Origin of the sequence: Criblamydia sequanensis CRIB-18 (genome assembly GCF_000750955.1) — a bacterium.
Taxonomy (GTDB): domain Bacteria; phylum Chlamydiota; class Chlamydiia; order Chlamydiales; family Criblamydiaceae; genus Criblamydia; species Criblamydia sequanensis.
The window spans coordinates 90173-113786 of record NZ_CCEJ010000008.1 but is presented as its reverse complement, the minus strand read 5'-3'; the positions used below and the strand labels follow the sequence as shown (position 1 = coordinate 113786).

The following is a 23614-nucleotide window of genomic DNA, read 5'->3' as shown; positions in this document are numbered from 1 at the left end:
TCTAAAACTTTTTTTGCTAATAGTCAGCCACTTCCGCTCGCCGTAATCCCTCTTCATCAATCAAATAATAATCTAGTCATTATCGAAAAACGAAACATTCAGAGAATTGAATGTTTCAAATGGTTTCGCTCATGTCTAATAAGATGCATTTAAGACAAGGAAAAGAGAAGAATGGGGTATATTAAGGAATTCGAAAATCAAATCGCCAAACGCGATTTTAATAAAATACTACAGCTTTGGGAAGAGTATTGCGCGTCAGATACTCCCGATTCAGAAGAATTAATCGAAATTTTAAACCTCATCGAAAAAAGTGAGTTTGCCAAAACCTTTGGCAAATTTGCTGAAATGGGTCTTTTTTTATTAGAAAATATAAAAAATGAAGAAGAACACTATAATGCCTTAAAAAAACTTATAGACCTTCAAAATACTAATAGTGAGGCTCTCGCTAAAGTTACCTCCCAAGCTTTAGAGAAGAAATATGGCAGCGATCCTAAGTATCAAGAAAATTTACGCCTTGTCGGCATGCGAGGCAAAACAGACTTCCAAGGCGCCCTTTCAAACTATGACCTTTTAGCTCATATGAAAAAGGGGAACTGCGTTTATCATAACGGCGGATGGGGAACCGGTGAAATCATCGAAGTTTCAGAACTTAGAGAGCAGCTTTCAGTTGAATTCGAATATGTGGCCGGAAAAAAACATATCACCTTCACGAATGCCTTTAAAAGCTTAATTCCGCTTCCCTCAACTCATTTTTTAACAAAACGATTTATGAATCCCGAGGAGCTTGAAAAAGAAGCAAAAGAAGATCCTGTAGGCATCATAAAAATCCTTTTAAGGGATTTAGGGCCAAGAACCGCTGCCGAGATTAAAGATGACCTTTGCGACATCGTCATCCCGGAAAAAGACTGGCAGAGATTCTGGCAAACCGCTAGAGCCAAACTTAAAAAAGATACCCTAATTAATACTCCGACCCAATTAAAAGACTCTTTTAGACTTAGAACTAAAGAGCTTACACATGAGGATAGGCTCCAAAACGAGATTCAAGCCAGGGGAAACATTGAGGATGTCATTCAAACCTCTTACAACTTCGTAAGAGATTTTCCAAATATGTTAAAAAAAGAAGATGTGAAGTCTTCGATTATTGATAACCTGAAAACGCTGCTAACAAACCCCGGTTTAAAACGTTCTCAAGAACTTGAAATCTACATTTTCTTAGAGCAGCTTTTCGGCGAAGACCTGACAGGTTTTAAAACAGTAAAAAACTTCATCAAAGAGCTAAAAGACCCTTTCACGATCCTTGATGGCATAAATATCATTGCATTTAAAAAAAGAATGCTGACAGTTATCCGTGAGGTAAGGGAAGACTGGCAAGACATTTTCTTAGACCTTTTATTTACCCCTCAGCAAGCCCTTATTCGCGACTACATGGCAAAAGAACTTTGCCAAGCAGAAGCTCGGGAAAAATTTAAAGAGCGTTTAGAAGCTCTTCTTGCTAACCCTCTTGAAAGCCCTGAAACCTTCGTATGGTATTTCCAAAAGATTTTAAATAAAGAAATCGAAAATCTCCCCTTCCAAAATAAAGAAGGCGAGGGTCGATTCCTGGAATCTTTCTTGACCCTTCTACACAGAATCGAATCAAGGCCTGAGTACAAAGATCTTACCAAAAAGATGATCGTCATTCTTTCCGGAAAACGTTATGAAACCGTTAGAAAGATTCTAGAAGGAACCTCCATTGAATTTGTTAAGGAATTTTTACTATTAACTTCAAAATGCCACTCTTTTGGGGATCACGACCAAAAAACTTTAAGGTCGCTTGCACATGTAGTGCATCCTAGCTTGTCTACTCACAAAAAAAAGAAAGACCGTGTTTTATTGGATGGCCGTATTGTTTGGACGACAGAAGAAGGTTACAAAAAAACAAGAGATCGTGCAGAGTTAATCGGAACGGTTGAGATCATTGAAAATGCAAGAGAAGTCGAAGCCGCAAGAGCGCTTGGAGATTTGAGAGAAAACTCCGAATATAAATTTGCGGTTGAAAGACGGCGCCACCTTCAATCAGAACTTAAAAGGCTTGGCGATTTGTTAAACCGTGCACGTATTATCTCACCTCAAGATGTTGAAAATGAAGAGGTCGGAATCGGAAATGTCGTGGAGATCGAAAATTCCAAAAACGAAAGGCTCATTTTTACTATTTTAGGTCCTTGGGATGCCGACGCTGATAACAATATCATCTCCTTCCAGTCCAAACTTGCGCAAGCGATGTGCGGAAAAAAACCGGGAGAAACTTTTCATTTTAGAGAAGATGATTTTAAGGTATTAAATATTTCAAGCTTTCTTGAAAAATAACCTTTTTTTAAAAGATATACGTTTATGAAAATTATCCTTGCGACATCGAATTTACATAAAATCCGTGAGTTTAGGGAAATGTTCGCCAATCTATCCGAGATAGATTGGCTTTCTCTTCTTAATTATCCAAATTATAAACTTCCCGAAGAAACGGGAAGCACCTTTGAGGAAAATTCGGCTATCAAGGCGCTCCATGGGGCCTCCCATCTTAATGAATGGGTCTTGGCAGACGATTCAGGGCTTGTTGTCCCCTCTCTTGGAAAAGAGCCCGGCATTTTCTCCAAGAGATATGCTGGTTTGAACGCAAATGATAATGAAAACCGAAAAAAACTCCTTGAAAAGCTAAGCGAGAAAAAAGACATAGAAAGAAATGCTTATTTTCAATGCTCTCTTACTCTTGCTAATAAAGAAGGCGTAAAAAAAACGGTGACGTCAATTGTTGAGGGTTACATAGCTCATGAAGAGAAAGGACGAAACGGATTTGGCTATGATTCGCTTTTTATTAAGCATGATTATAATCAAACCTTTGGAGAGCTTGATCCAAAAGTAAAATCCCGGATCTCCCATAGAAGGAAAGCTTTTGAAAAGCTTCTTCCGACTCTTCATGCGATTCTTCGAAGCGAAAGCGTATCATGCTCGTCTTAATTGATGGCTATAATCTCCTATTCCAGCTCTTAAGTTCCGGTGAAAATTTAAAAGAGGAACGCGAAAAACTAATTGAATTTTTAAGTCAAAGACTCAGCCAATTTTCCTTCAAATCGGTTGTTGTCTTTGATTCCCACTATCGGCCGGGCGAAGCAAGTAAAGCCTACCTTGGCTCCCTTGAAATAATTTTTACAGATGAAAAGGAAACTGCCGATGAGGCTATTCTAGAATTAATAAAGAGGGAAAAGTCGCCTAAAAATTGCCTTGTCGTCACCTCTGATAAAAGGCTTGCATGGAGAGCTAAGGCTTGCCTTGCTAAAACAGAATCTGTTCATTCTTTTTTAAAAAAAATATCCCGCCCAAGAAAATCCGTCCCTAAGAACGAAAAAAAAGAGCCTCTTTTTCTCTCTTTAAAAAAAGAACCCGAGCCTTCACCAAAAAGCGATGAAGAAGCCCTTTTTGACCGCTATCTGAAGGTTTTTGAAGAAGCTTACAAGATGCTTGAAATAAAGACGCCTTCAAGAGCTCAGCGCAAACTCCCTGAGGGAAAAATTAAAAAAAAGAGAGAAATCAAAAAGACATCAGGTGAAATAAATGAAAGTGATTTTGATAGGTGGCTTAGAGAATTTCAGAAAAAAATAAATGGAGCGTAACGGAGTCGAACCGTTGGCCTCAACAATGCCATTGTTGCGCTCTACCAACTGAGCTAACGCCCCAATTTTTTCTCATATATAATAGCTATTTCACACAATTTTAGCAAACTTTCTCTTTCATCTCTTTTTTCTCTTCATGATATTTAGATTTTTCTTGCCAAGAGCAAAAATTTAAGGAAAATAGAGCTCTTTATCTGTTCTATCAAGGGATAGCTTCACATTTATGAAAAAAATCAAACACTTCTCTGAGTTGCCGCGATTGGAAGAAGACCCGATATTAGGCTTGCAAATTTTATTCGATAGGGACTTGAGGAAAGAAAAAGTTAACCTTAGCATTGGCGTTTATAAAGACGATGAAGGAAAGCTTGTCCTCTTGGATTCCATTGCAAAAGCTGAAAAAGCAATTCAACCGAAGCCTAAAAAATATTTGCCGATAGATGGCGACCCTGAATTCAATCATCTTTTCCTGGAATTTTTATGGGGATCAAAAGATGAGGTTGTTCAAAGCCAAAGAGCTTTTGCAATCGAGACTTTAGGAGGTACGGGGGCTTTAAGCTTAATGATAGAGCTTCTCAAAGTCCAAGGCTATAAAGAAATTGCCATCCCAACACCCACTTGGCCGAATCACTGCCTGATTGTTTCAAAATCTAATATTTCCATAAAAAACATTCCCTACTATGACCAAGAAAAATCCGAAATCGATAAAAACTTTTTGACCTCCCTTTCAACTCTAGACGATGAAACTCCTCTTCTTCTGCAAGTGTCTTGCCACAATCCAACAGGGGTTGATCTCGAGGAAAAGCACTGGAAAGAGGTTTTAAGCCTAGTGAAAAAAAAACGGTTATTTCCTTTTTTTGATTTAGCCTATCATGGTTTTAAGCATTCTCTAAAAGAGGATCTTAATCCTCTTAAACCATTTATTGAAGCTAAAATACCCCTTGCTATTGCCTATTCCTTTTCTAAAAATATGGGTCTTTATGGAGATCGTGTAGGCGCTCTTTTTGTGGCAGCAGAAAATGAAGAAGGAAAGCTTAATGCTTTAAGCCAAATTAAAAGATTGATTCGAACGACCTATTCAACCCCGCCCATTCATGGCGGCGAACTTGTTAAATCCTTATTTAAAGAAGATACGCTTAAAACCCTTTGGTTTCAAGAGCTTGAAAAAATGAAATCAAGAATTCAAGCCATGCGGACAACTTTTAAAAAAGCTCTAGAAAATGAAAACCTCCATTCTCTTGCACGCTTTGAAAAGACAGCCGGCATGTTTTTGCTTCTTGACCTAACTCCTGAAGAAGTCCTTTCCCTAAGAGATCGGTTTGCCATTTATTTACCTGAAAACGGCCGCATCAACCTTGCTGCTTTGACAGATAAAAATATGAATTACGTAGTTCAATCGTTAAAAGCCATTAAAAGTGTCTCATGAAAAGAAGACGTCTCTCAAAAGGCCTTTTAGTGCCCTTTATTCTTTTTTTTATGCTTTTGGCCCTGCCAAAAAGCGTAACTTTGAAAATTAAAGATTTCGCATCTTCCGTTGCAAACCCGATTTGGAGCTTGCTTGTCCCTTTGAAACCCACCCTTTCTCAACAGGAGATTGAAAAACTAAAGCTGCAGGAAGAAAATGTCTATCTAAAAAACGAGGTTCAAAAATTAAAGACGATTTTGAGCCATGAAGTAAAAATTCTAAAGCAGCTTTCTTCAAAAAATGAGGGAAACGATTCCCCAAGGGGGATAATCCTCGAAAAAAAAATTGAAGAGGCCCTTTCCTCAATACCGGCTAAAGTATTATTTAGATCGCCCAATTCATGGGGAAGCTCTATTTGGGTGGATGTCGGTGAAGAAGATAATAAAGCTTTCAAAAAGCCTGTTATCTGCCGAAATAGCCCGGTGGTCTCAGGAGAAGCTCTTGTTGGAGTGATCGATTACGTAGGGAACAGACAATCAAGAGTTCGTTTAATAACGGATGCCGGTCTCTCACCTTCAGTAAGAGTGGCAAGAGGGGAGCTAAAAAAACAAATGCTCTTTAATCTTCTTAGCGGCTTTTCCGCTATTTTATTAAGCAAGGAGTGGCCTGATGATTCGGATCAAAGCGAACTTGCTAAATCCATTAAAACAATAAAAGACGCTATTGGTAAAGAGGTCTCAAAAAACACTCTTCTTGCCAAAGGCATTATCAATGGGAGGAGCCTGCCTCTTTGGCGATCGCCCGGGCAAAAATTAAAAGGGTTCGGGTTTAATTACGATTTTAGCGATGAAGAAGGGGAAGCTTTGGATCTTTTTAATGGAAGACTTATTGACGAACCAACAGCTCTTGCTAACGGGTCTATTGTTGAAGCCGGCGATCTATTAATCACAACCGGTTATGACGGTGTTTTTCCGGCCAATCTAAAAGTTGGCATCGTAGATCATGTTTCCAAATTAAAAGAGGGAGATTATTTCTATGAAATTAGCGCTATCCCCTCAGCTTTTGATTTAGACCACCTTGATCTCGTTTTTGTTTTGCCGCCGCAAGGTTTTGATCCGGAAGATCTCCCTCCATTGATAGGGCGTTAGATTTCTTTGAGATAAAGTTTTCAAAAAACAATAGGAAAAAACTCGGTGAGAAAGCCATAATCGCAACCTACGATGAATCTTCTTGGATTCACTACGTAATAAAGTTAACACTGGATTTTCTATGATTGATCTCGCTTCGATACCTGTATTTATCCTCTGCGGCGGACTCGGCACAAGAATTAAAGAGGAAACTGAGTTCAGGCCAAAACCTATGGTTCCGATTGGCTCCCATCCAATTCTCTGGCATATTATGCATCTTTATAGGCGATCCGGTTTTAAGCATTTTGTTTTATGCACGGGTTTTAAATCAGAAGTCATCAAATCCTATTTTATCAACTATTCTTCGATGCATAGCGACTTTACAGTGGATCTGTCGAATAACCATCTCACTATCCATTCAACCCATCATAAAGAAGATTGGAAGGTCACTGTAGCCTATACGGGCGAAGATACCATGACAGGAGCAAGGCTTGCCATGGCAGCTGAAAAATATATAGGTAATGCCCCCTTAGCTGCCGTCACCTATGGAGATGGCTTATGCAACGCAGATCTGAAGCATGAATTAAGCTTCCATGAAAGCCACGGAAAAATTGGCACTCTTTTAGGAGTCCATCCCCCTTCAAGGTTCGGGGAACTAAAGCTTGAGGAAAGTCAAGTCATAGAATTTGATGAAAAGCCGGAATTTAAAGAAAAATGGATCAATGGAGGGTTTTTCTTTTTTAACAAGAATTTTTTCTCCGATTATCTCTCCAAGAATCCCGATTGTATTTTGGAAAGAGAACCTTTGATTCGGCTCTCTCAAAAAGGCGAGCTTTGCATTTATAAACATAATGGATTCTGGGCCTGCATGGATACTCAAAGGGATCGGGACGAACTTAATAAACTTTGGAATCTTGGAAAAGCTCCCTGGGCGCCTTCTTTTCCTTTTATCCAGCAAGAATTTCAATTTAAAGTTGCAAGCGGTGCAGTGTCATGATAGAAGAGATACGTTCATTCTACAAAGGAAAAAAAGTTCTTGTAACAGGTCATACCGGCTTTAAGGGCTCATGGCTCACTTTATGGTTAACCTTGCTAAAAGCTGACGTAACCGGCTTTTCGTTAGGAAATTTAGAAGAACCAAATCTCTTTAGTCTTCTGAAACTTGAAAAAAAAATAGATCATCGAGTCGGAGATATTACTCATTTAGCAGAGCTTGAAAAATTAATCCAAAGCGTTAAACCGGATATCGTTTTTCATCTGGCAGCTGAAGCCCTTGTATTTCCCTCTTTTCAAGACCCTGTAAAAGCTTTTAACGTCAATGCTATGGGCTCTATTAATTTATTGCAGGCATTAAAAGGGTCTGACTCAAAAGCCGCCCTTTTTATCACAACCGATAAAGTCTATGAAAATAAAAATTGGGATTATGGCTATAGAGAAATTGACTCTTTAGGTGGAAAAGATCCTTATAGCGCAAGCAAAGCCATGTCAGAGCTTGCCGTAAGAGCCTATAGAGAAAGTTTTAAAGAATCAATGCCGGCCCTTGCTACAGCAAGAGCCGGAAATATCATTGGAGGGGGAGATTTCTCAAAATATCGCCTTCTTCCCGATTGCTTTAGATCCCTTTCAAGAAAGGAGCCTATTTTAATTAGATCTCCAAATAGTGTAAGGCCTTGGCTTTATGTTTTAGATGCCTTATTTGGCTATCTTTTACTTGGAAAAAAACTAATAGAGCAGCCAAATTCCTTTTCCGATAGTTTTAATTTTGGGCCTTTAGAAATTAAAGGGGTGACAGCAAAAGAGCTTGCTCAAACAGTGATCAACTTGTGGGGAAACGGCTCTTGGATTCAAGACCCTTCATTTAAAGAAAATACAAAAGAGATGAAAACCTTAAGGCTTTCTTTTGATAAAGCGGCTGAGAAATTATCCTGGAAGCCTAGTTTTAGCTGGATCGATGCCGTAAAAGAAACCACACGCTGGTACCGCGAGTTTTATGATAAGGGTGATGTGGAAGAAGTTTCTATAAGTCAAATAGAAAGCTTTTATGAGCAAGCCGCTGAAATTGATTTATCATTTGCAAGAAGCGTGCTTTTAAAATAGGAATTTTTATGATTTTTGAGTCTTTGCCTCTAGAAGGAGCCTTCCTTATTAAGGATCAGCCAAAACTTGATGAGCGTGGTTTTTTCTCCAGAATTTTTTGTTCCGAAGAGTTTAAAAAAAAGGGGCTGCAAGGCAATTTTATTCAAGCAAACCATTCGCAAAGCAAAAAAAAAGCCACCCTAAGAGGTTTGCATTATCAATTACCCCCCTATAGTGAGGAAAAATTGGTTCGCTGCATCAAAGGCAGCATTTATGATGTCATCCTTGATATAAGGCCTGATTCCTTAACTTTTGGAAAAAGCTTTGGAGCCTCCTTATCGCCTTCTAATAATCTAATGATGTATGTTCCTAAAGGGTTCGCTCATGGCTTTTTAACCCTTGAAGAAGATACTGAAATCCTATACCTCGTTTCAATGCATTATTCTAAAGAAAAAGAAAGAGGGATTCGATGGAATGACCCTGCGTTTTCTATTGCTTGGCCCTTTCAACCAAAAGTTGTCTCGGAAAGGGATAGCTCTCATCATGATTTTTCTTCGGACACACATCTGAAATGAAGATTTTATTTACCGGCGGAAGCTCTTTTACGGGGTACTGGTTTATCAAAGCGTTGCAGGAGAAAGGCCATACGGTAGTTGCCCCGCTCTTAAGGCCTCTAGAAGAATACCAAGGACAGCGCCTTGTAAGAGTTAAAAAACTTCAAGATTTTGCGGACGTTCGGACCCATATCCCTTTTGGCAGCCCCTCTTTTAACCAATTAATCGAGGAAGCCGGGCCTTGGGATTTATTTTGCCATCATGGCGCTTTTGTAAATAATTACAAATGCCCTCTTTTCAACTACTCTCATGCTATGGAACAAAATACTAAGAACTTAGAAGAAGTTCTTCGAAAGTTGAAAGAATTTAGCTGTAAACGATGTATTTTGACCGGTACTGTTTTTGAAGCTGATGAAGGGTTAGGAGAAAAAACAAAAGAAGCATTTTCACCCTATGGACTATCTAAAGGGCTAACCTGGCAAATTTTTAGATTCCTATGCAAAAAAATAGGCTTGCCCCTTTCTAAATTTGTAATAGCAAATCCTTTTGGGCCCTATGAAGAAGATCGTTTTACAACCTATTTAATTAAAACCTGGGCAAAAAATGAAGTGGCGGCAGTAAAAACCCCTTTTTATATCCGTGATAATGTTCCGGTCTCTCTTCTATCGCTTTCCTACGCTTATTTTGCTGAAAATAAAAAACACAAATTATCTCCAAGTGCTTATGCGGAACCTCAAAGCGCTTTCGCTTTAAGGTTTGCTTCTGAAATGAAAAAAAGACTTCCCCTCTCATGTCTTCTCACTTTTGCTGAAAAACAAACTTTCGAAGAGCCAAAGAAAAGAATTGCATGCCATAAGGTCATGGATTACAACTTAGGTTGGTCTGAAAGCAAGGCTTGGGATGAACTTGCTAATTGGTATCGTCAAGAATTTCTAAATTAAAAGGAAAAATTATGACAGTCGGTGTCGCTATCATCACACATAATGCAAAAAAGCATCTTCCCTTTTGTCTGCCACCTTTACTTAGATCGGGGCTTAACCCAAAAATACTCCTTGTCAACTCTTCCTCTCAAGACGGGACAGTCGAGGAAGCAAAGCAAATGGGGGTTGAAACGCTTGTCATTCCAAGGGCTGAATTTAATCATGGCAAGACAAGAAATCTTGCCTGTTCTTATCTCAATACAGACATTGTGGTCATGATGACACCCGATGCCTACCCTCAACATGATGATTTTATAGAAAAATTGGTGGACCCTATCCTTCGAAAGAAAGCAAGCTTAACTTACGCTAGGCAATTGCCTCATACCAATGCCAAAACCCTTGAATCATTTGTCCGATATTTCAATTATGGGGAAAAAAGTGAACTTAGGGGTTTGTCCTCTATAAGAAAGAAAGGCAGCACGGCATTTTTCTGCTCCAACTCGGCAGCTGCTTACTCAAAAGAGGCGCTTGATAGCGTAGGAGGATTTCAGGATGTTTTACTTGGAGAAGATACTTTAGCTTGCGCTCATTTAATCCTTAAAGGGCATTCTGTTGCCTATGTTGCCGATGCTATTGTCAAACATTCCCATAGCTATACCTTGAAAGATGAATTCAAAAGAGCTTTTGATACAGGCCTTGCAAGAGCCTCTTACGACTTGCCGAAACTTAAGTCCATCCGATCTCTTGGGTATTTATATTTAATAGAAATGTTAAAATTTCTTAAGAAAGAAAAACCCTCACTCATCCCTTATGGGATGATGCATCTAACCGCTAAAACACTTGGATATCTCATCGGCTCGAAATCAAAGGATGCCCCTCTTTCATTAAAGAAAAGATTGAGCAGCCAAGATTTCTACTGGTCTTAATTTTTTTCTCCGACCCAGATAATGCCTTCTTCAAGCCATTTAGCTTTGTCATCAAGAACCATTTTGGCAACGTTATTTAGTTCACGATCGTCATTATCATCCAATAAGTCAAAACGAGCGGCAATTCTTCTTCTTGCAAGTAAACAGAAGTAATCCGCAAGTAAAATGGCGTCCTTTTTATCCTCTCCCTTATTGGCAAGATAAGCGGCATAAGAGCAAGTCGTCCCCATTACAAAAAGATCCGTTCCTATCTCCATAAGCCTGCCAAGAAAAAGCTGTTTTTTTTCTAAATTTTGCTGATATTTGGCCATCCCTAGGAATAATTTTCTTGAAAGACGTTTAGACGCATTTTCAATGAACCGATAGTGAGGTGCAAGCTTGCCAAGTTCATTGTAGGGTTTGCTATGAAAACTTGAAAACCACTGTTTTGGAACCCAAAGTGCGTAATGGCCAAGCAATTTAAAGCCTGTTTTTACTTTTTCCATAAAACCGGTTTTAGGATTAAGAAGCGGCTTTGCAAGCCTTAAGTGGGGGTCCATGGCTTCTCTTGCTAAAAATAACTTCATGATCTCAGAGGAACCTTCTAAGATCGTGTTGACTCTACAATCTCTAAGGCCTCGTTCAATGGCATAAGGCTCTTCTCCTCTGGCTTTTAGAGAAGTGGCTTTCTCAAAGCCTCTTCCTCCTCTAAGCTGAAGGGTCATATCGGCAATTTTCCAAAGCTCTTCAGTGCAAAAAAGTTTTGCCATAGCAGCTTCGATCCTAATATCCACTTTCTTCTCATCAGCCCATCTGCTTGTTAACCATGTCACAGCTTCCATAGCAAAAGTCGTGGCTGCCATATAGGCGATTTTTTCTCGTCCTGCTTCATGCTGGCCGATAGGAAGCCCCCATTGCTGTCTCTTTTTACCCCAACGCCTTGCAACAGAGAGGCATTGTTTAGCGCCGCCTGTACAAGCAGCAGGAAGGGTCAATCTGCCGACATTAATAGTAGCAAGCGCCATAGCAAGGCCCCTGCCTTCTTCGGCAATTAAATTTTCCTTAGGGATTTTAACGTTTGTAAATTTAATCATTCCGTTATAGATGCCGCCAAGGCCCATAAATTCGCATCTATGGATCACTTCAATACCGGGTGTATCCATATCGAGAATAAATGCAGATATTTGAGTTCTTTCTTTCCCCCCGACTATTTTAGGAGCGGTTTTTGCCATAACCACAATGACATCTGCGATGGTTCCATTGGTACACCATAGCTTTGTTCCATTTAAAATATAGTGAGACCCATCAGAGGATAATTTAGCTTCCGAACTCATTCTTGCGGGGTCTGAACCGACATCTACTTCAGTAAGTGCAAAAGCTGAAATATCCCCTTTTCTAAATCTCGGTAAAAATTTCTTTTTTTGCTCTTCTGTTCCATACATAAGAAGAGGCTGGGGAACCCCGATTGATTGATGAGCTGAAATAAGAACCGCTGTCGCCCCGCAATAAGAGGCGACTTTCATAACTGCTCTATTGTAATTGGTTTGAGAAAACCCGAGGCCGTTATATTCTTTCGGGATTTTCATCGCAAAAACACCCATTTCAGCAAGCCCTCGAATGACTTCTTCCGGAATTTCTCGTGTTTTATCGACTTCATCAGGGTCTAGATGCGTTTCTAAAAAATGAGAAAGCTTTTCAACAAAAGCTTCACCAACTGCTCTGTCTTCCTCGCTTTGAGCGGGGAATGGATAAAGCATCGATTCATCAAAATCGCCTAAAAATAGCTTTGAGCCAAAGCTTGGATTACGCCATTCTTTTTCTCTTGCTTCTTCGGTAACTTCAAGAGCGTGTCTTTTTCCCGCATTAGTTTCTCGCCCGGCAAGTATTGCATCGTCTTCGACATCTGTTGTTTTTTTTCCCATTTTCTGATCCATGAATGAGCCCTTTAGCAATTTGTTTTTAAAAACTCATTAATAATGGGTGAAGAGACACTTTGTAAAGGACAATAAATAAAATTATTTTGAGATTTTTTACAAAAAGCAACTGGCAAAGGCTAATATTTTCAAATAAAAGTACAAAGTGATACCTTACAAGCTCATCAAAATTTTACCAAACCTTAAGGAAATAAAATGCTTGAAACTGAAAAAAGAGAAATAGGGTTACTCGATCGACTTTTCAACCAAGGCTATAATGGATCTACAGGAAAAGCAATTCAAGTATTCGAACTACAAGTTGGTGAATTGGGCCCATACCCTGTTCGAATTTTCCATCCCGATCACAGCGTCATAGCCTCCCTTATAAAAAAAATTGATACGCTTGATTTAACAACGCGAAGAGAAGGCGAAGAAAAAGAAAGCGATATCATTTTTTCTACAATGGGCCGAGGAAATATTATACAAATTTTATTCACAAATGATAAGGCTTATAAAGTTTTTGAAGAATCTCTTCTGTCTGATGGCAACGGCTCTGGCCGTGTATCTAAAACTGCTTTAATTAGAGCGATTCCGGAACTTGCCGATTTGATCGTTAGATCAGAAGATGGCTTAGCGCCTGATCTTGCTGTAAAATATGTAGCAAAAGACATCCCTTCTGTTTCTCGTATTATTGAAATTATTAGCTCGACTCTAAAGATAAGCGAAGGTAAAGAATTTAATGGGATGATTGGGGAAGATCTCTTATGTGATTTTAAAGTCGAAGTTTCATTTGAGGCTTTAAGGGCTTTGGAAAAATATGTAGCCGGCAAGTCTTAAGCGTTTTCTTGTCCTCTTAAAATTTAAAGGCATAAAATATAGAAAAGCCAATGAATAGAAATTCCAATAAGCTTAATTTTTCATGGCTAGACATGAGAAATCAACTTGATCTATTAAAAGAGGAAATAGAGGGTGCCGCTTTTATTTCTATCGAATCTATTCAAGAAGACGTTTTCCTCTTTCACTTAAAATTAAAAGATTCTCAAAAAACCTTCCTTGTTTCTTTAAAAGAAGGTTTTTTGAGGTTTCATTTAAGTAAACGAAAGGGAAAGGAGCTCTCCTTTAGCCATCCTTTAAACCGGCTTATCGATCAAACGCTTAACACAATCAAGTTATCGGAAAAAGATCGTATTTTAACCTTGGAAACCCAAGATTTCACGCTTTATATTTGTCTAATCCCTAAAAGAGGGAACCTTCATTTAATAAGAAGAAACCTTGAAAGATTATATAGTCAAAAGCCAAACCTCCCGCTTTCCATTTCGATTACCTTTATAAAAAATCAAGATAAGTTAGAGCCTCTTCCAAAAGTAAACTTGGATGAGTTTTATCAAATAGCTGAAGAAAGAAACGATTTTGAGCTTAAGAAATTAGAGGCTCTTAAGAGAGTTGAAAAAACGATCACCGGCAAAAGAAAACTCATCGATAAACTAAATAAGGAGCTCAATCACTGCCAAACTTTTGATTCTATAAAACACGAAGCGGACCTTATTAAGGCCAATCTCTATAAAATCGGTAAAAAAGCAAAAGAAGTTGAAGTCTACGATTGGAAAAAAGACGCGACGATAATTCTATCTTTAGACCCTTTAATCCCGCTTAATGAGGAGCTAAAAAAACGCTATGAAAAAGCTAAGCGTTTAGAAAGAGGCATTCCCCAAGTCCTAAAAAAAATAGAGAAAGAAGAATTAGTCCTCTCTCATCTAAAAGAAAACCTTGAAAAGATAAAATCAATTTCTTCCTTAAAAGAGTTAAAAGCCACTCAAAAACCGGATATAAAAAAAGAGCCTGCCATAGAAATTGAATCAAGAAAAGGCGGCGTTTTCAAAAAATTTACTTCAACAGAAGGCTTTGAGATCTTGGTTGGGACCTCCGCTAAAAACAATGACCGGTTAACCTTTACAATCGCAAAAGGGAAAGATCTTTTTTTTCACGCTGCCGGAACATCGGGGGCTCATGTCATTGTTAAAGTAGGAAAGCAACCTCCTGGTCCCTCTACCCTTGATGAGGCGGCTCTTCTTGCCATTCATTTTTCTAAAAATAAGCATTCGGGAAAAAGAGAAGTTTATGAGACGGAATGCAAATTTGTAAGAAAGGCCAAAGGAAAACCCGGAGCTGTTTTTTTAATGCAAAAGAAAACACGTTGGATTAATTACGATGAGGTTCAAGCTAAACTTTTAATAAAAGATTTTAATTCTTAATCTTCTTCTTTAAATCGGTATCCAACGCCCCTGACAGTCTCGATCCATTTAAAATTAGGGCCCAATTTTTTTCTAAGAGCCGCTATATGGACGTCGATATTTCTATCAACAATAAAGGCATCGTCATTTTGAACGTCATCAAGTAACTGATTACGAGTCAAAACTTTGCCTCGATTTAAGACAAGGCGTTTTAAAATACCAAACTCGGAAAGAGTGAGCGCTATCGGCTCCTCGCCTTTTCTTACAAGATAGCGGTCTATTTCTACGACAAAATAGCCGAAATTGACAATTTTTGGAGTTTTTTCTTGTTCTTTAGCTCTTCTTAAAATGGCGCGGACTCTAGAAAAAAGAACTTTTGGGGAAAAAGGCTTTGTCACATAGTCATCGGCGCCAAGCTCAAGGCCTAAAACCACATCGATCTCTTCGCTTTTAGCCGAAATCATAATGACAGGGATATTTTTTAAATCGTCATCATTTTTCATTTTTCGGCAAACATCAAGACCGCTCTGACCCGGGAGCATCAAGTCTAGGATAACAAGGTCCGGCTTTTCTCGTTTAACGGCTAGCAATCCATTAAGACCATCGACTTCAACATGAAGCTTATAGCCCGACATTTCAGCCTGGAGCTTAATAAGTGAAGCAATGTCCTCTTCATCTTCGATCAGTAGGATGGTCGGTTTGTACATAGTTTTATAATTCCTTGTGAGCTTCTAGGAAATCCCTTGCATTACTACAGTTTTGAAATAACACTTCCTAATTTATTTCAACAGTAAAAAAGAATTTCTTAGAACCTTGTTAACTCAAAATAATTATTCTCAAATGATTTGAGTGTAAGCTAATGATTTAATGTCATTTACATAGAGTAAAAGTTAATGAGAGAACTATTTTAAGTCTTTATTTTTTTCATATAAAAACATAAACAATTGCAATCAAATATGTTAACTGCAATACACTATTAAACCATCTTTTCCCATTCTTTTCACCTTTTTTTTAAAAAACAAATCTAAAAGACCCTATTAAAAAAACTTTTTTTATTACAGAGTGGAAATTATCGGGTAATAAAGTCTGAATTAGAACTTCATGAGAAAAATGAAATCTCCGGAAGAAAATATAAAAGAGTGTTATGGAAAATAAATCTAGCCCTGATCAATTCGACCCTTCGCAAAACTTTTTAGAACCCTCGTTCCAGCCGCTTGATCCTCTTTTTAAACCAAAGTCGATTGCTTTAATTGGAGCTAAAGATGACATTGGAAGTGTTGCAAGAACTATTTTGATTAACCTCACCTCCGCTCGGTTTAAAGGGCCTATTTATCCCGTTAACCCTAAACGAGAAGAGGTGTTAGGCCTTAAATGCTACCCCTCCATTGAAAGCCTGCCTATAGCTCCGGACCTTGCAGTCATTGTCACACCGGCTGTTACTGTCCCTAAAATAATTGCTGAACTTGGGCTAAAGAAAGTCCCTTCAGTGATTGTCATTTCAGCAGGCTTTAAAGAAATCGGCAGGAAAGGTGAAGCGCTTGAACAAGAGATAAAAAAGCTGATTAAAGCAAATAACATTAAGCTTATTGGTCCAAATTGTTTAGGCGTGATGAACCCAAGCGCTAATTTAAACGCTACCTTCGCAAAAGGGATGGCGTTAGATGGGTCTATCGCTTTTATTAGCCAGTCAGGGGCCATGTGCACCGCCGTTTTAGATTGGAGTTTTTCAGAAAGAATCGGGTTTAGCAGTTTCGTCTCGGTGGGCTCTATGGCCGATGTGACTTGGGGTGACTTAATCCATTACTTTGGCGATGACCCCAAAACAAAAAGCATCTTAATGTATATGGAATCTGTCGGAGATGCGAGATCTTTTCTTTCAGCTGCAAGGCAAATCGCTTTAGAAAAGCCTATTATTGTCATTAAGGGGGGAAGGTCTCAAGCAGCGGCCAATGCTGCCGCATCCCACACAGGGTCTCTTTCCGGCAGCGATGATGTTTTTGACGCAGCTTTACTAAGAGCCGGCGTTCTTAGAGTTGAAACAATTTCCGAGCTATTTGACATGGCTTCGGCTTTATCAAGACAGCCTCTTCCTAAAGGGAATAAACTTGCGATTATCACAAATGCCGGCGGCCCCTCGGTTTTAGCTGTAGATTCCCTTATTTTAAACGGAGGGGCCCTAAGCCCTCTTGAGGAAGAAACAAAAGAAAAGTTAAATCAATTTTTACCTGCCGCTTGGAGTCATTCTAACCCTGTCGACATCTTAGGCGATGCTTCTTCTGAGCGCTACTTTAAAACCCTAGAGGTCGTTGTTAAGGATAAAACAGCCGACGGCTTGCTTGTGGTTCTATCGCCTCAAGATATGACAGACGCGCTTGGGATTGCAGCGTCTTTACGCCCATTTGCTGAAATAAAAGATAAGCCGATTATCACAAGCTGGATGGGAGGGGATTCTGTAAAACAAGGAGCGAGGCTATTAAATGAAACCGGTATTCCCAATTTTGCTTACCCGGATGATGCCGCCTGGTGTTTTGCTAAAATGTGGAGCTACAGCCATAATTTATCCCTTTTATACGAAACACCGGTTTCTCTTGGAATTGACAAAGAGTGGCTTGCTAAAAGAAAGAAAGGTTTGCAAATCTTACAAAAAGCAATTGATGAAAACCGATCCCTTCTTACAGAGTTTGAATCTAAGGAACTGCTTCAAATCTACGATATCCCGACAGTAAGAACCATTATCGCAAAAGATGAGACGGAAGCTATGAAAGCAGCTTCAGAAATTGGCTACCCGATTGTTGTAAAGTTGCACTCTGAAACCATCACGCATAAAACCGATGTCGGCGGCGTAAAATTAAATTTAAAAAATGAAAAAGAAGTTCAAGAAGCTTTTCTTGAAATACAAAATGGGCTTAAAAAAAGAGGGCTTGAAAAAGATTTTCAGGGCGTAACAGTACAAAAAATGATTTTAAATAAAGGTTTTGAGTTGATCCTTGGCTCGTCTACAGACCCGCAGTTCGGCCCTATTATCTTATTTGGGATGGGAGGGGAAATGGTTGAAATATTTAAGGATAGCTCCTTAGCTTTGCCCCCTTTAAATGAAAAATCAGCTGAAAAATTAATGGAGCAGACAAAAATCTATCAGGCTCTAAAAGGGTTCCGAGGCAAAAAAGCTGTCGATTTGGAAACCCTAAAACGCACTTTAATCGCTTTTTCTGATCTTATCTTGGATTTAAACCGCATCAAAGAGAGTGATATCAACCCTCTGATAGTCACTGAGGAAGGGGTTATTGCCCTAGATGCACGGTTTGTGTTGGAGGATAAGATAGTTAAAGACGAGGATTTACCAAAACCGGCCATTAGACCTTACCCCAAAGAATATGTATCAAATATTACTTTAAAAACAGGGGAAAATGTCCTTCTTCGCCCCATAAAACCGGAAGATGAGTCGCTTCTTGTCACTTTTCATAAGTATCTTGGCGAAGAAAGCATAAGACAGAGGTATTTTTCTTTCCTTAGCCTTGAAAAAAGAGCCTCTCATGACAGGCTTGTCAGGATTTGTTTTAATGATTTTGATCGAGAAATCGCTATGGTGGCAGAACTTATCAAAAATAACCATCCGGAAATTATAGGGGTTGCAAGGCTGTCTCGAAAGCCGGGCTTGCATGAAGCGCATTTGACAATGCTTATACAAGATCCCTATCATGGTAAAAGGCTTGGCTCTCAAATGCTCTCAAACCTTATCGAGATCGCTAAAAAAGAAAAGATTAAAATCATCGTCGCCGATGTTTTAAAAGATAATAGCGGCATGCTCCATATCTTAGGCAAGCTCGGATTTGAAAGGGTATCCAAACCGGCTGAAGATATTCTAAGAATGGTTTTAAATCTATAAAGAGGGCTTATTCCATGCCGGTTTTTTTAGACGAAAGCCTCCCTAAAAGCATGAACCTTATAGATGAAAAGTCATCGCATGATGAAAAAGAAATAAGGAAAGAATTCAATTCGCTAAAAGAGCTTCATCGTTTTGATTTGATTCTTTCAAAATTTGAAAGCTTGCCGCCGAATCAAAAAAAAGCGTTTTTTAGCTACTACCCATTAAGTCTTTTCAACAGAGGACAGTTTGATGAGGCTAAAATTCAGGCTCTATCTTGTTTAAAAGATCATTTAGGCTTATCTGCCAAAATTGAATGCGCAACGCTTCTTGCTAAATTAAATGAAAATGCAAAAGCTAAATCTTTTCTTGGCAAAATTGACCAAAGCAAGTTAAACGGAACTCAAACCTCTTTGCTTATATATGCTTTTCTAGCCTTAAAGGATTATCCGGCTATTGAATCCCTTTTAGGAAGTCTAAAAGAACCTATAAAAGAGGATCCCTTAGTAAAGCTTGCCATAGCTTATTATTTAATGAGGCTTTCTAATAATGAGGAAGCTTTCGATCTAGCTGAAAAAGCAGCTATTGCCCTTCCAAATGATTCGCGGCCCCTAAATTTCTTTAAGAAATTTGAAGGAAGAGAGGATATTATCAAAGGTCAAAAAGCGCTTTATGAAGATTTTTTAAGCCGAGAAAATGCGCCGTTGGAAGCTAAGCTTGATTACCTCCGAATTTTGCTTGAGCTTTCCATCTTCTATTCCAAAAAAGGGAGCGTCAATGACTCTAAAGCCCTTCTTTCCAAAGCTTCGATCTATTTGGCGGAAACGGCGGATGAGGCCTCACAAATTCCGGAATGGTGGCGTTTAAAAGTTCTTTATAGTTATTTGAATAATGACTTGGGAGAAACTGAAAACTCGATCACGACACTTCATAAGCTCAACCCTGCCGAATGGACAGGCTATCATATAAAAGCTCTTTTAGAAGACGAACATAATAATTTCAATGAAGCTTTAGAAACCCTTCAAAAAGCTTTAAAATTCGAGAGCGACAACCCTGAAATTTATGAGCAGCTTGCATTGCTTTTTTTAAAAAACAACCAAATAGAAAAAGCCAAAGAATCCCTCAATAAAGCCATCGAAATAATGCCAAATAGTGCTAAACTTTATTTATTGGGAAATAAAATTGCCTTAAAAGAACAAAATATGAAGGAAGCGGAAGCTTATTTAAATAAAGCCTCTGACTTAACTCCTAAAAAAACAGATAAAGATTCGAATCTAGATGAGTAAAGCAAATTCTCTATGTTTTAAATGCCTCCATTCTATTCAAGAAGAGCTGATCGACGGCAGAGTGCCTTTTAGAGCCGTTTGTCCAAACTGTAAAATAGACATTCACTCTTGCGAAAACTGTAAAAACTATAAAATTGGCCTTCCAAATGATTGCAAGATCCCTTTTACAGAATATGTACGCGATAGGTCAAAGTCTAATCTTTGTGAGGATTTTATTTTAAATGCGGAGGAAACCCGCTCTGACAAGCAAAAAGCCAAATCAAGGTTTGACGATCTATTTAAGGAATAACCTAAGTTTTCCTAAAAATATAAAGAACGCTCTTGCCATATTTACGCTTTTGAACCAAGGGTAAATCAGCTAAGGCCGCTTCATCAAGGAAAGTCTTTTCACCTTCTTCCAAAAACAAGAAACCATTTTCTTTTAAAAGAGAGAGCTTGAAAAGAGATTCTACCACTCTTAATGCCAGAGGCTTCTTTTCCCCGGAATGCCAAACCTCTTCACCATAGGGAGGGTCGATATAAATAATATCAAAACTTAGGGCCTCTTTTGAAAATTGATCCATGGCCTTAAAAGCGCTTGCTTTAATTAAGGACACTTGTTCTTTTAAGTCGAGCTCCAAGCTGTTTTCTTTTAAACAAAAGAAAGCGTCGCGATCGGATTCAACAAAATAAGCTTTTTTAGCACCCCGTGAAAGGGCTTCAAAGCCCATTGCACCGGTTCCGGCAAATAGGTCTAAGAAGACAGCTCCCTCTATGTCATTTTGCAAAATGCTAAAAACAGCCTCTCTTAATAATCCGGTTGTGGGTCTTGTTTTTTTCCCTTTAGGAGACTTCAAAACCCTGTTTTTTAAGTTTCCGGCGATAATTCTCATGAATATCATTTCCTAAAAAAATCGGCCTATAAGCTGTTTGAATAGACCTTGCTTTCTTCTTTTGCAATTCGGATTCTGACATTTTGTGCAAAGATCCGTTTCTATTGCAGGGATAACGACTTCCTTTTCCTTTGGAATTTCCAAGAGTAGAATCGACCTTATTTTCCAGTCCGGGCCTTGCTTTACAAGATCGTATTGAACAATCATCTCTTTATCTTGCTGGCTTGTTAAAAGCCCTTCATATTGAGCTGTTTTTTCAACAATAGCTAACTTTCCGAGAGCTATCGATTGATTTTCATTTAAAACATCATGCGATTTAACAAATTCCACAAATTCATCTATGCCGGTCTCATTTTGAAATTCATAAGAAGTTAAGCTATAGGCTTTATCAATTTTTCCTTTGCGGAGACTCAACCCCCCCCCCCCCCCAGCCACAAGAACTCCGACAGTATCAAAATTTTGTTCCGCTCCAACTGAAATCAAGGGAAGAAAATTTAAAGCGAACAGGAGAAAAAATTTTATGTAATTTTTCAGCATACTTCCGATAGACCGTAGGATTTAAAAGGAGATTTTAATAAGATAGGTTTACCTTAAACTTTCTTGAAATTCAGGTTACTAGACTTTTTTCAAAACTCCATTCAATTGTATTAGCTGCTATTGACATCTTTTTTTGCTAAATCTTTCAAGCATAAGCTTTAAAAGCTTTCAAAATTTATCAAAAAATTTGCAAGGAAACTAGACTATTTTCCAATCAAAACGACTTTCGAAAGAAGTCTATTAAAGAGTTTAATGGCTTTAAGACTTATCGGCAAGCCTCAAGTCTTTACTTCTTTTGGAATGTTTTCTTAAATTTTTCTTTATTTGATCTGGAAAGCGAAAAATTCTTTTTCTCCGTTGAGCAAGAAAATTTCTACCGTATAGTGCCCGGTCGGCCAAAAACCTTCAGGCGAGCTAAAAACAAGCGGCAAAATAACATCGCCGGCATTAGGGAGCAATAAAGAGAAGTGTCTTGTTGGAGATTCTGTCTCTTCATGCTTTAAAGAAATTTCAATTCTTTCAAAAGGCCTGGCATTTTTAAGATTGAGAAGGCCGTAAAGCGGACCTGCAATGGAAGGCAAAATAGAGGAATGACCCTTTAATTTCCCTTCAAATGGGGGGTCTAACCCGATTTTTAAAGAGGTGATAGTGGTCGGAGGTGTTGTATTTGCGCCCGTTTCATTGTCATAGTGGGTTTTCATGGTTAAAATTTTCCATTCACCGCTTTCTTTAACAAGATGGTATTCAACCACTCTAACTTCCCCATTAGGCTCTGAAAATTCTTCCAAAATGATGGCAACATTATTTTCAAAACCTTTGCTTTTGATTTTTCCCTCTGACATTTTTTTAAAAAATGGGTGGGTCTTAAGAAAATCAACAAACTCTGCAAATGAGGTGGACTCTCTAAATTTAGCAGCTGTAAAGTCAACATAAGCTTTATGGAAAGAGCCCATTTTTATGGCATTTTTTTGACCCTGAATGGTCTCTAATACCGGTTGCCAATTAAATACTTTATCTCTTACCGCTTGATTTTCAGATAAAACTTCAAATCCCCAAATCTTCCAATCGCCATCCTCCAAGGCTAGAGTGTAGTCTACAAGATTAGTTTTATTGCCTGTTTTCATGCCCGCTCTTATTTTTCCAAGGCCGCCATCAAAATATTCGTTAAATGCGACGCTGTTGTGTTTTTGGATAAAAGGATAGGCATGAAGAAAAAGGGTAAATTCATCAAGTGAGGTGGCAAATTTAAATCCATTTGAGAGCATCATATAGGCCTCTTCAATTTGACCCTCTTTTATCAGGGAGAGATGCTGGTTTAAAGCGCGGCTTAAAGTTTTGCCATCTATATCAGATGCGCTCTTTCCTTCTGCTTGCGGGTCCACAATATGAATATTATCTACAAGCCAAGCTCCATTTTGATAAAGCATTTCTATCAAAATATGAATTTGGGAGGAAGCTTTAGGCTCAAGTTCAATAGTCGCTTGCCCTTCGTGGATGGCAATATCCCTGATTCTTAGCGCACCCTGATCTTTTAAGATCGGGTATTTTTTTATCAAGTTGCGGTACTGCTCAAGGCTTGCCGAATCCCTTAAGGCCTTTGTTGAATGGTCATAGTAAGCTTTGTCGAGGTCATCTTTTTCAAGGTCTTTGATATAGCTTAAAATCGATTGCCTGATTTTCGCGCTTTCTTTGTCTTCGAAAAGAGTGCCGCTCATATTATCAATAGACCAATCCGACACTTTCCATTCGTCATTTTCTTTAGATAGAAGGTATCTTAGAGTTAAAGCTAACCCTTGCTTATCTGAAAGTGAAACTTCAACAGCGGAATGCTTCGGTGTTTCCTCAACTTTATCGACTTCAACATTTATTGGAAGAGTGATCAAAGGATGGCTTTTGATCGTTTGATTAAAAGCGCTAAGAGGGTATTTTTTTTGAAATTCTTTTGAGGTAAAGGCGTAGTAGGCCTCAGTGTAGTTTTTGTTTTTGATAGCCTCAAGCTGATTTAAAACAAGGCTTGAAGCAGGTGTTTTATTATCCGGTTTTAAAAGTAGAGCAATAAAACCCCCAAAGCAAACGATCAAAAGAGCGAGCAGCCAAAAAGGATATCTGCTTTTCTTTTTTGGGGTTTTTGCCTCTTCTTTTGCAACCGGATCTTCCATACTCTCCACCTCAGGAATTTTTTTTCTATTCCTATTTTGATTTCAAAAAGCACTTCTTTAAAAGCAAATGATTTAGCGTTGAAATCAAGAACTTTAATTACAATACCATTTATGATACACGAG

General features: G+C 38.6%; 20 protein-coding genes and 1 tRNA gene. 15 read left to right on the top strand and 6 right to left on the bottom strand.

Going from position 1 to position 23614, the window contains the following annotated elements:
- Positions 1–171: 171 nt before the first annotated feature.
- From CSEC_RS08550 to CSEC_RS13030, 3 genes are read left to right on the top strand one after another with little or no spacing between them, the layout of a single operon-like run.
- Positions 172–2346, top strand: coding sequence for a GreA/GreB family elongation factor (locus CSEC_RS08550; protein WP_041018030.1), 2175 nt, complete (start codon positions 172–174; stop codon positions 2344–2346).
- 24 nt (positions 2347–2370) lie between these two features.
- Positions 2371–2991: an RdgB/HAM1 family non-canonical purine NTP pyrophosphatase gene (gene rdgB, locus CSEC_RS08545; RefSeq protein ID WP_041018029.1), complete on the top strand. Its 621-nt coding sequence runs from the start codon at positions 2371–2373 to the stop codon at positions 2989–2991.
- Positions 2979–3644 carry an NYN domain-containing protein gene (locus tag CSEC_RS13030; protein ID WP_079978021.1) on the top strand — a complete coding sequence of 222 codons (666 nt, stop codon included), beginning with the start codon at positions 2979–2981 and terminating at the stop codon, positions 3642–3644. The genes rdgB and CSEC_RS13030 overlap by 13 nt, the downstream gene beginning before the upstream one ends.
- Here the strand turns inward: CSEC_RS13030 and CSEC_RS08540 are convergent.
- Positions 3635–3707 (bottom strand) — tRNA-Ala (locus CSEC_RS08540). The genes CSEC_RS13030 and CSEC_RS08540 overlap by 10 nt on opposite strands.
- Before the next feature lie 160 nt (positions 3708–3867).
- Between CSEC_RS08540 and CSEC_RS08535 the strand changes: the two genes are divergently transcribed.
- The 7 genes from CSEC_RS08535 (at position 3868) to CSEC_RS08505 (ending at position 10649) form a co-directional block, all read left to right on the top strand.
- Positions 3868–5067, top strand: a complete 1200-nt coding sequence (locus tag CSEC_RS08535; RefSeq protein WP_053331933.1) for an aromatic amino acid transaminase — start codon at positions 3868–3870, stop codon at positions 5065–5067.
- Positions 5064–6194, top strand: coding sequence for a rod shape-determining protein MreC (locus tag CSEC_RS08530; protein ID WP_053331932.1), 1131 nt, complete (start codon positions 5064–5066; stop codon positions 6192–6194). Before CSEC_RS08535 ends, CSEC_RS08530 begins: the two co-directional genes overlap by 4 nt.
- Positions 6195–6315: 121 nt before the next feature.
- A complete protein-coding gene (locus tag CSEC_RS08525; protein ID WP_053331931.1) occupies positions 6316–7170 on the top strand; it encodes a sugar phosphate nucleotidyltransferase in 855 nt (284 codons plus the stop codon).
- On the top strand, positions 7167–8270 hold the full coding sequence (gene rfbG, locus CSEC_RS08520; RefSeq protein ID WP_041018028.1) for a CDP-glucose 4,6-dehydratase: 1104 nt from the start codon (positions 7167–7169) through the stop codon (positions 8268–8270). The genes CSEC_RS08525 and rfbG overlap by 4 nt, the downstream gene beginning before the upstream one ends.
- 8 nt (positions 8271–8278) lie before the next feature.
- Positions 8279–8824 (top strand): dTDP-4-dehydrorhamnose 3,5-epimerase, encoded by a 546-nt coding sequence (rfbC, locus tag CSEC_RS08515; protein WP_041018027.1) that lies wholly within the window; start codon positions 8279–8281, stop codon positions 8822–8824.
- A complete protein-coding gene (locus tag CSEC_RS08510; protein WP_041018026.1) occupies positions 8821–9744 on the top strand; it encodes an NAD-dependent epimerase/dehydratase family protein in 924 nt (307 codons plus the stop codon). Before rfbC ends, CSEC_RS08510 begins: the two co-directional genes overlap by 4 nt.
- A gap of 11 nt (positions 9745–9755) precedes the next feature.
- The gene (locus tag CSEC_RS08505) at positions 9756–10649 is read left to right on the top strand and encodes a glycosyltransferase family 2 protein (RefSeq protein WP_053331930.1); all 894 of its coding nucleotides are present in this window, start codon (positions 9756–9758) and stop codon (positions 10647–10649) included.
- Here the strand turns inward: CSEC_RS08505 and CSEC_RS08500 are convergent.
- Positions 10646–12562 (bottom strand): acyl-CoA dehydrogenase family protein, encoded by a 1917-nt coding sequence (locus tag CSEC_RS08500; RefSeq protein ID WP_237559228.1) that lies wholly within the window; start codon positions 12560–12562, stop codon positions 10646–10648. The two genes, CSEC_RS08505 and CSEC_RS08500, sit on opposite strands and share 4 nt — an antisense overlap.
- Positions 12563–12757: 195 nt before the next feature.
- Between CSEC_RS08500 and CSEC_RS08495 the strand changes: the two genes are divergently transcribed.
- Together CSEC_RS08495 and CSEC_RS08490 are read left to right on the top strand one after the other, a co-directional pair.
- Positions 12758–13378 carry a hypothetical protein gene (locus CSEC_RS08495; RefSeq protein ID WP_041018025.1) on the top strand — a complete coding sequence of 207 codons (621 nt, stop codon included), beginning with the start codon at positions 12758–12760 and terminating at the stop codon, positions 13376–13378.
- A gap of 50 nt (positions 13379–13428) precedes the next feature.
- Positions 13429–14793: an NFACT RNA binding domain-containing protein gene (locus CSEC_RS08490; protein WP_041018024.1), complete on the top strand. Its 1365-nt coding sequence runs from the start codon at positions 13429–13431 to the stop codon at positions 14791–14793.
- On the opposite strand, the gene CSEC_RS08485 is transcribed toward CSEC_RS08490, so the two are convergent.
- Entirely contained in the window at positions 14790–15479 is a 690-nt protein-coding gene (locus tag CSEC_RS08485; protein WP_041018023.1) for a response regulator transcription factor, read from the bottom strand. The two genes, CSEC_RS08490 and CSEC_RS08485, sit on opposite strands and share 4 nt — an antisense overlap.
- A gap of 437 nt (positions 15480–15916) precedes the next feature.
- On the opposite strand from CSEC_RS08485, the gene CSEC_RS08480 reads away from it, so the two are divergent.
- The 3 genes from CSEC_RS08480 to CSEC_RS08470 are packed head-to-tail and all read left to right on the top strand — an operon-like array spanning position 15917 to position 20212.
- Positions 15917–18658, top strand: a complete 2742-nt coding sequence (locus tag CSEC_RS08480; protein WP_041018022.1) for a bifunctional acetate--CoA ligase family protein/GNAT family N-acetyltransferase — start codon at positions 15917–15919, stop codon at positions 18656–18658.
- A gap of 14 nt (positions 18659–18672) precedes the next feature.
- Entirely contained in the window at positions 18673–19923 is a 1251-nt protein-coding gene (locus CSEC_RS08475) for a tetratricopeptide repeat protein (RefSeq protein ID WP_041018021.1), read from the top strand.
- A complete protein-coding gene (locus CSEC_RS08470) occupies positions 19916–20212 on the top strand; it encodes a hypothetical protein (RefSeq protein ID WP_041018020.1) in 297 nt (98 codons plus the stop codon). Before CSEC_RS08475 ends, CSEC_RS08470 begins: the two co-directional genes overlap by 8 nt.
- Before the next feature lies 1 nt (position 20213).
- Here CSEC_RS08470 and rsmD read toward each other — a convergent pair whose 3' ends face one another.
- The 3 genes from rsmD to CSEC_RS08455 form a co-directional block, all read right to left on the bottom strand.
- Positions 20214–20795, bottom strand: coding sequence for a 16S rRNA (guanine(966)-N(2))-methyltransferase RsmD (gene rsmD, locus CSEC_RS08465; RefSeq protein ID WP_041018019.1), 582 nt, complete (start codon positions 20793–20795; stop codon positions 20214–20216).
- A 12-nt stretch (positions 20796–20807) separates the two neighbouring features.
- A complete protein-coding gene (locus tag CSEC_RS08460) occupies positions 20808–21332 on the bottom strand; it encodes a DUF4864 domain-containing protein (RefSeq protein WP_041018018.1) in 525 nt (174 codons plus the stop codon).
- A 320-nt stretch (positions 21333–21652) separates the two neighbouring features.
- A complete protein-coding gene (locus CSEC_RS08455; RefSeq protein ID WP_041018017.1) occupies positions 21653–23491 on the bottom strand; it encodes a DUF4864 domain-containing protein in 1839 nt (612 codons plus the stop codon).
- Positions 23492–23614 lie beyond the last annotated feature (123 nt).

Bases quoted from the DNA above. Each gene is read 5' to 3' on its own strand.
- CSEC_RS08530 (WP_053331932.1), top strand. From the start codon at position 5,064: ATGAAAAGAAGACGTCTCTCAAAAGGCCTTTTAGTGCCCTTTATTCTT.
- CSEC_RS08480 (WP_041018022.1), top strand. From the start codon at position 15,917: ATGGAAAATAAATCTAGCCCTGATCAATTCGACCCTTCGCAAAACTTT.
- rsmD (WP_041018019.1), bottom strand. From the start codon at position 20,795: ATGAGAATTATCGCCGGAAACTTAAAAAACAGGGTTTTGAAGTCTCCT.
- CSEC_RS08475 (WP_041018021.1), top strand. From the start codon at position 18,673: ATGCCGGTTTTTTTAGACGAAAGCCTCCCTAAAAGCATGAACCTTATA.
- CSEC_RS08490 (WP_041018024.1), top strand. From the start codon at position 13,429: ATGAATAGAAATTCCAATAAGCTTAATTTTTCATGGCTAGACATGAGA.
- CSEC_RS08495 (WP_041018025.1), top strand. From the start codon at position 12,758: ATGCTTGAAACTGAAAAAAGAGAAATAGGGTTACTCGATCGACTTTTC.
- CSEC_RS08455 (WP_041018017.1), bottom strand. From the start codon at position 23,491: ATGGAAGATCCGGTTGCAAAAGAAGAGGCAAAAACCCCAAAAAAGAAA.
- CSEC_RS08510 (WP_041018026.1), top strand. From the start codon at position 8,821: ATGAAGATTTTATTTACCGGCGGAAGCTCTTTTACGGGGTACTGGTTT.
- CSEC_RS08470 (WP_041018020.1), top strand. From the start codon at position 19,916: ATGAGTAAAGCAAATTCTCTATGTTTTAAATGCCTCCATTCTATTCAA.
- CSEC_RS08525 (WP_053331931.1), top strand. From the start codon at position 6,316: ATGATTGATCTCGCTTCGATACCTGTATTTATCCTCTGCGGCGGACTC.
- CSEC_RS13030 (WP_079978021.1), top strand. From the start codon at position 2,979: ATGCTCGTCTTAATTGATGGCTATAATCTCCTATTCCAGCTCTTAAGT.
- CSEC_RS08535 (WP_053331933.1), top strand. From the start codon at position 3,868: ATGAAAAAAATCAAACACTTCTCTGAGTTGCCGCGATTGGAAGAAGAC.
- CSEC_RS08500 (WP_237559228.1), bottom strand. From the start codon at position 12,562: ATGGATCAGAAAATGGGAAAAAAAACAACAGATGTCGAAGACGATGCA.
- CSEC_RS08550 (WP_041018030.1), top strand. From the start codon at position 172: ATGGGGTATATTAAGGAATTCGAAAATCAAATCGCCAAACGCGATTTT.
- rfbG (WP_041018028.1), top strand. From the start codon at position 7,167: ATGATAGAAGAGATACGTTCATTCTACAAAGGAAAAAAAGTTCTTGTA.
- rdgB (WP_041018029.1), top strand. From the start codon at position 2,371: ATGAAAATTATCCTTGCGACATCGAATTTACATAAAATCCGTGAGTTT.
- CSEC_RS08505 (WP_053331930.1), top strand. From the start codon at position 9,756: ATGACAGTCGGTGTCGCTATCATCACACATAATGCAAAAAAGCATCTT.
- rfbC (WP_041018027.1), top strand. From the start codon at position 8,279: ATGATTTTTGAGTCTTTGCCTCTAGAAGGAGCCTTCCTTATTAAGGAT.
- CSEC_RS08485 (WP_041018023.1), bottom strand. From the start codon at position 15,479: ATGTACAAACCGACCATCCTACTGATCGAAGATGAAGAGGACATTGCT.
- CSEC_RS08460 (WP_041018018.1), bottom strand. From the start codon at position 21,332: ATGCTGAAAAATTACATAAAATTTTTTCTCCTGTTCGCTTTAAATTTT.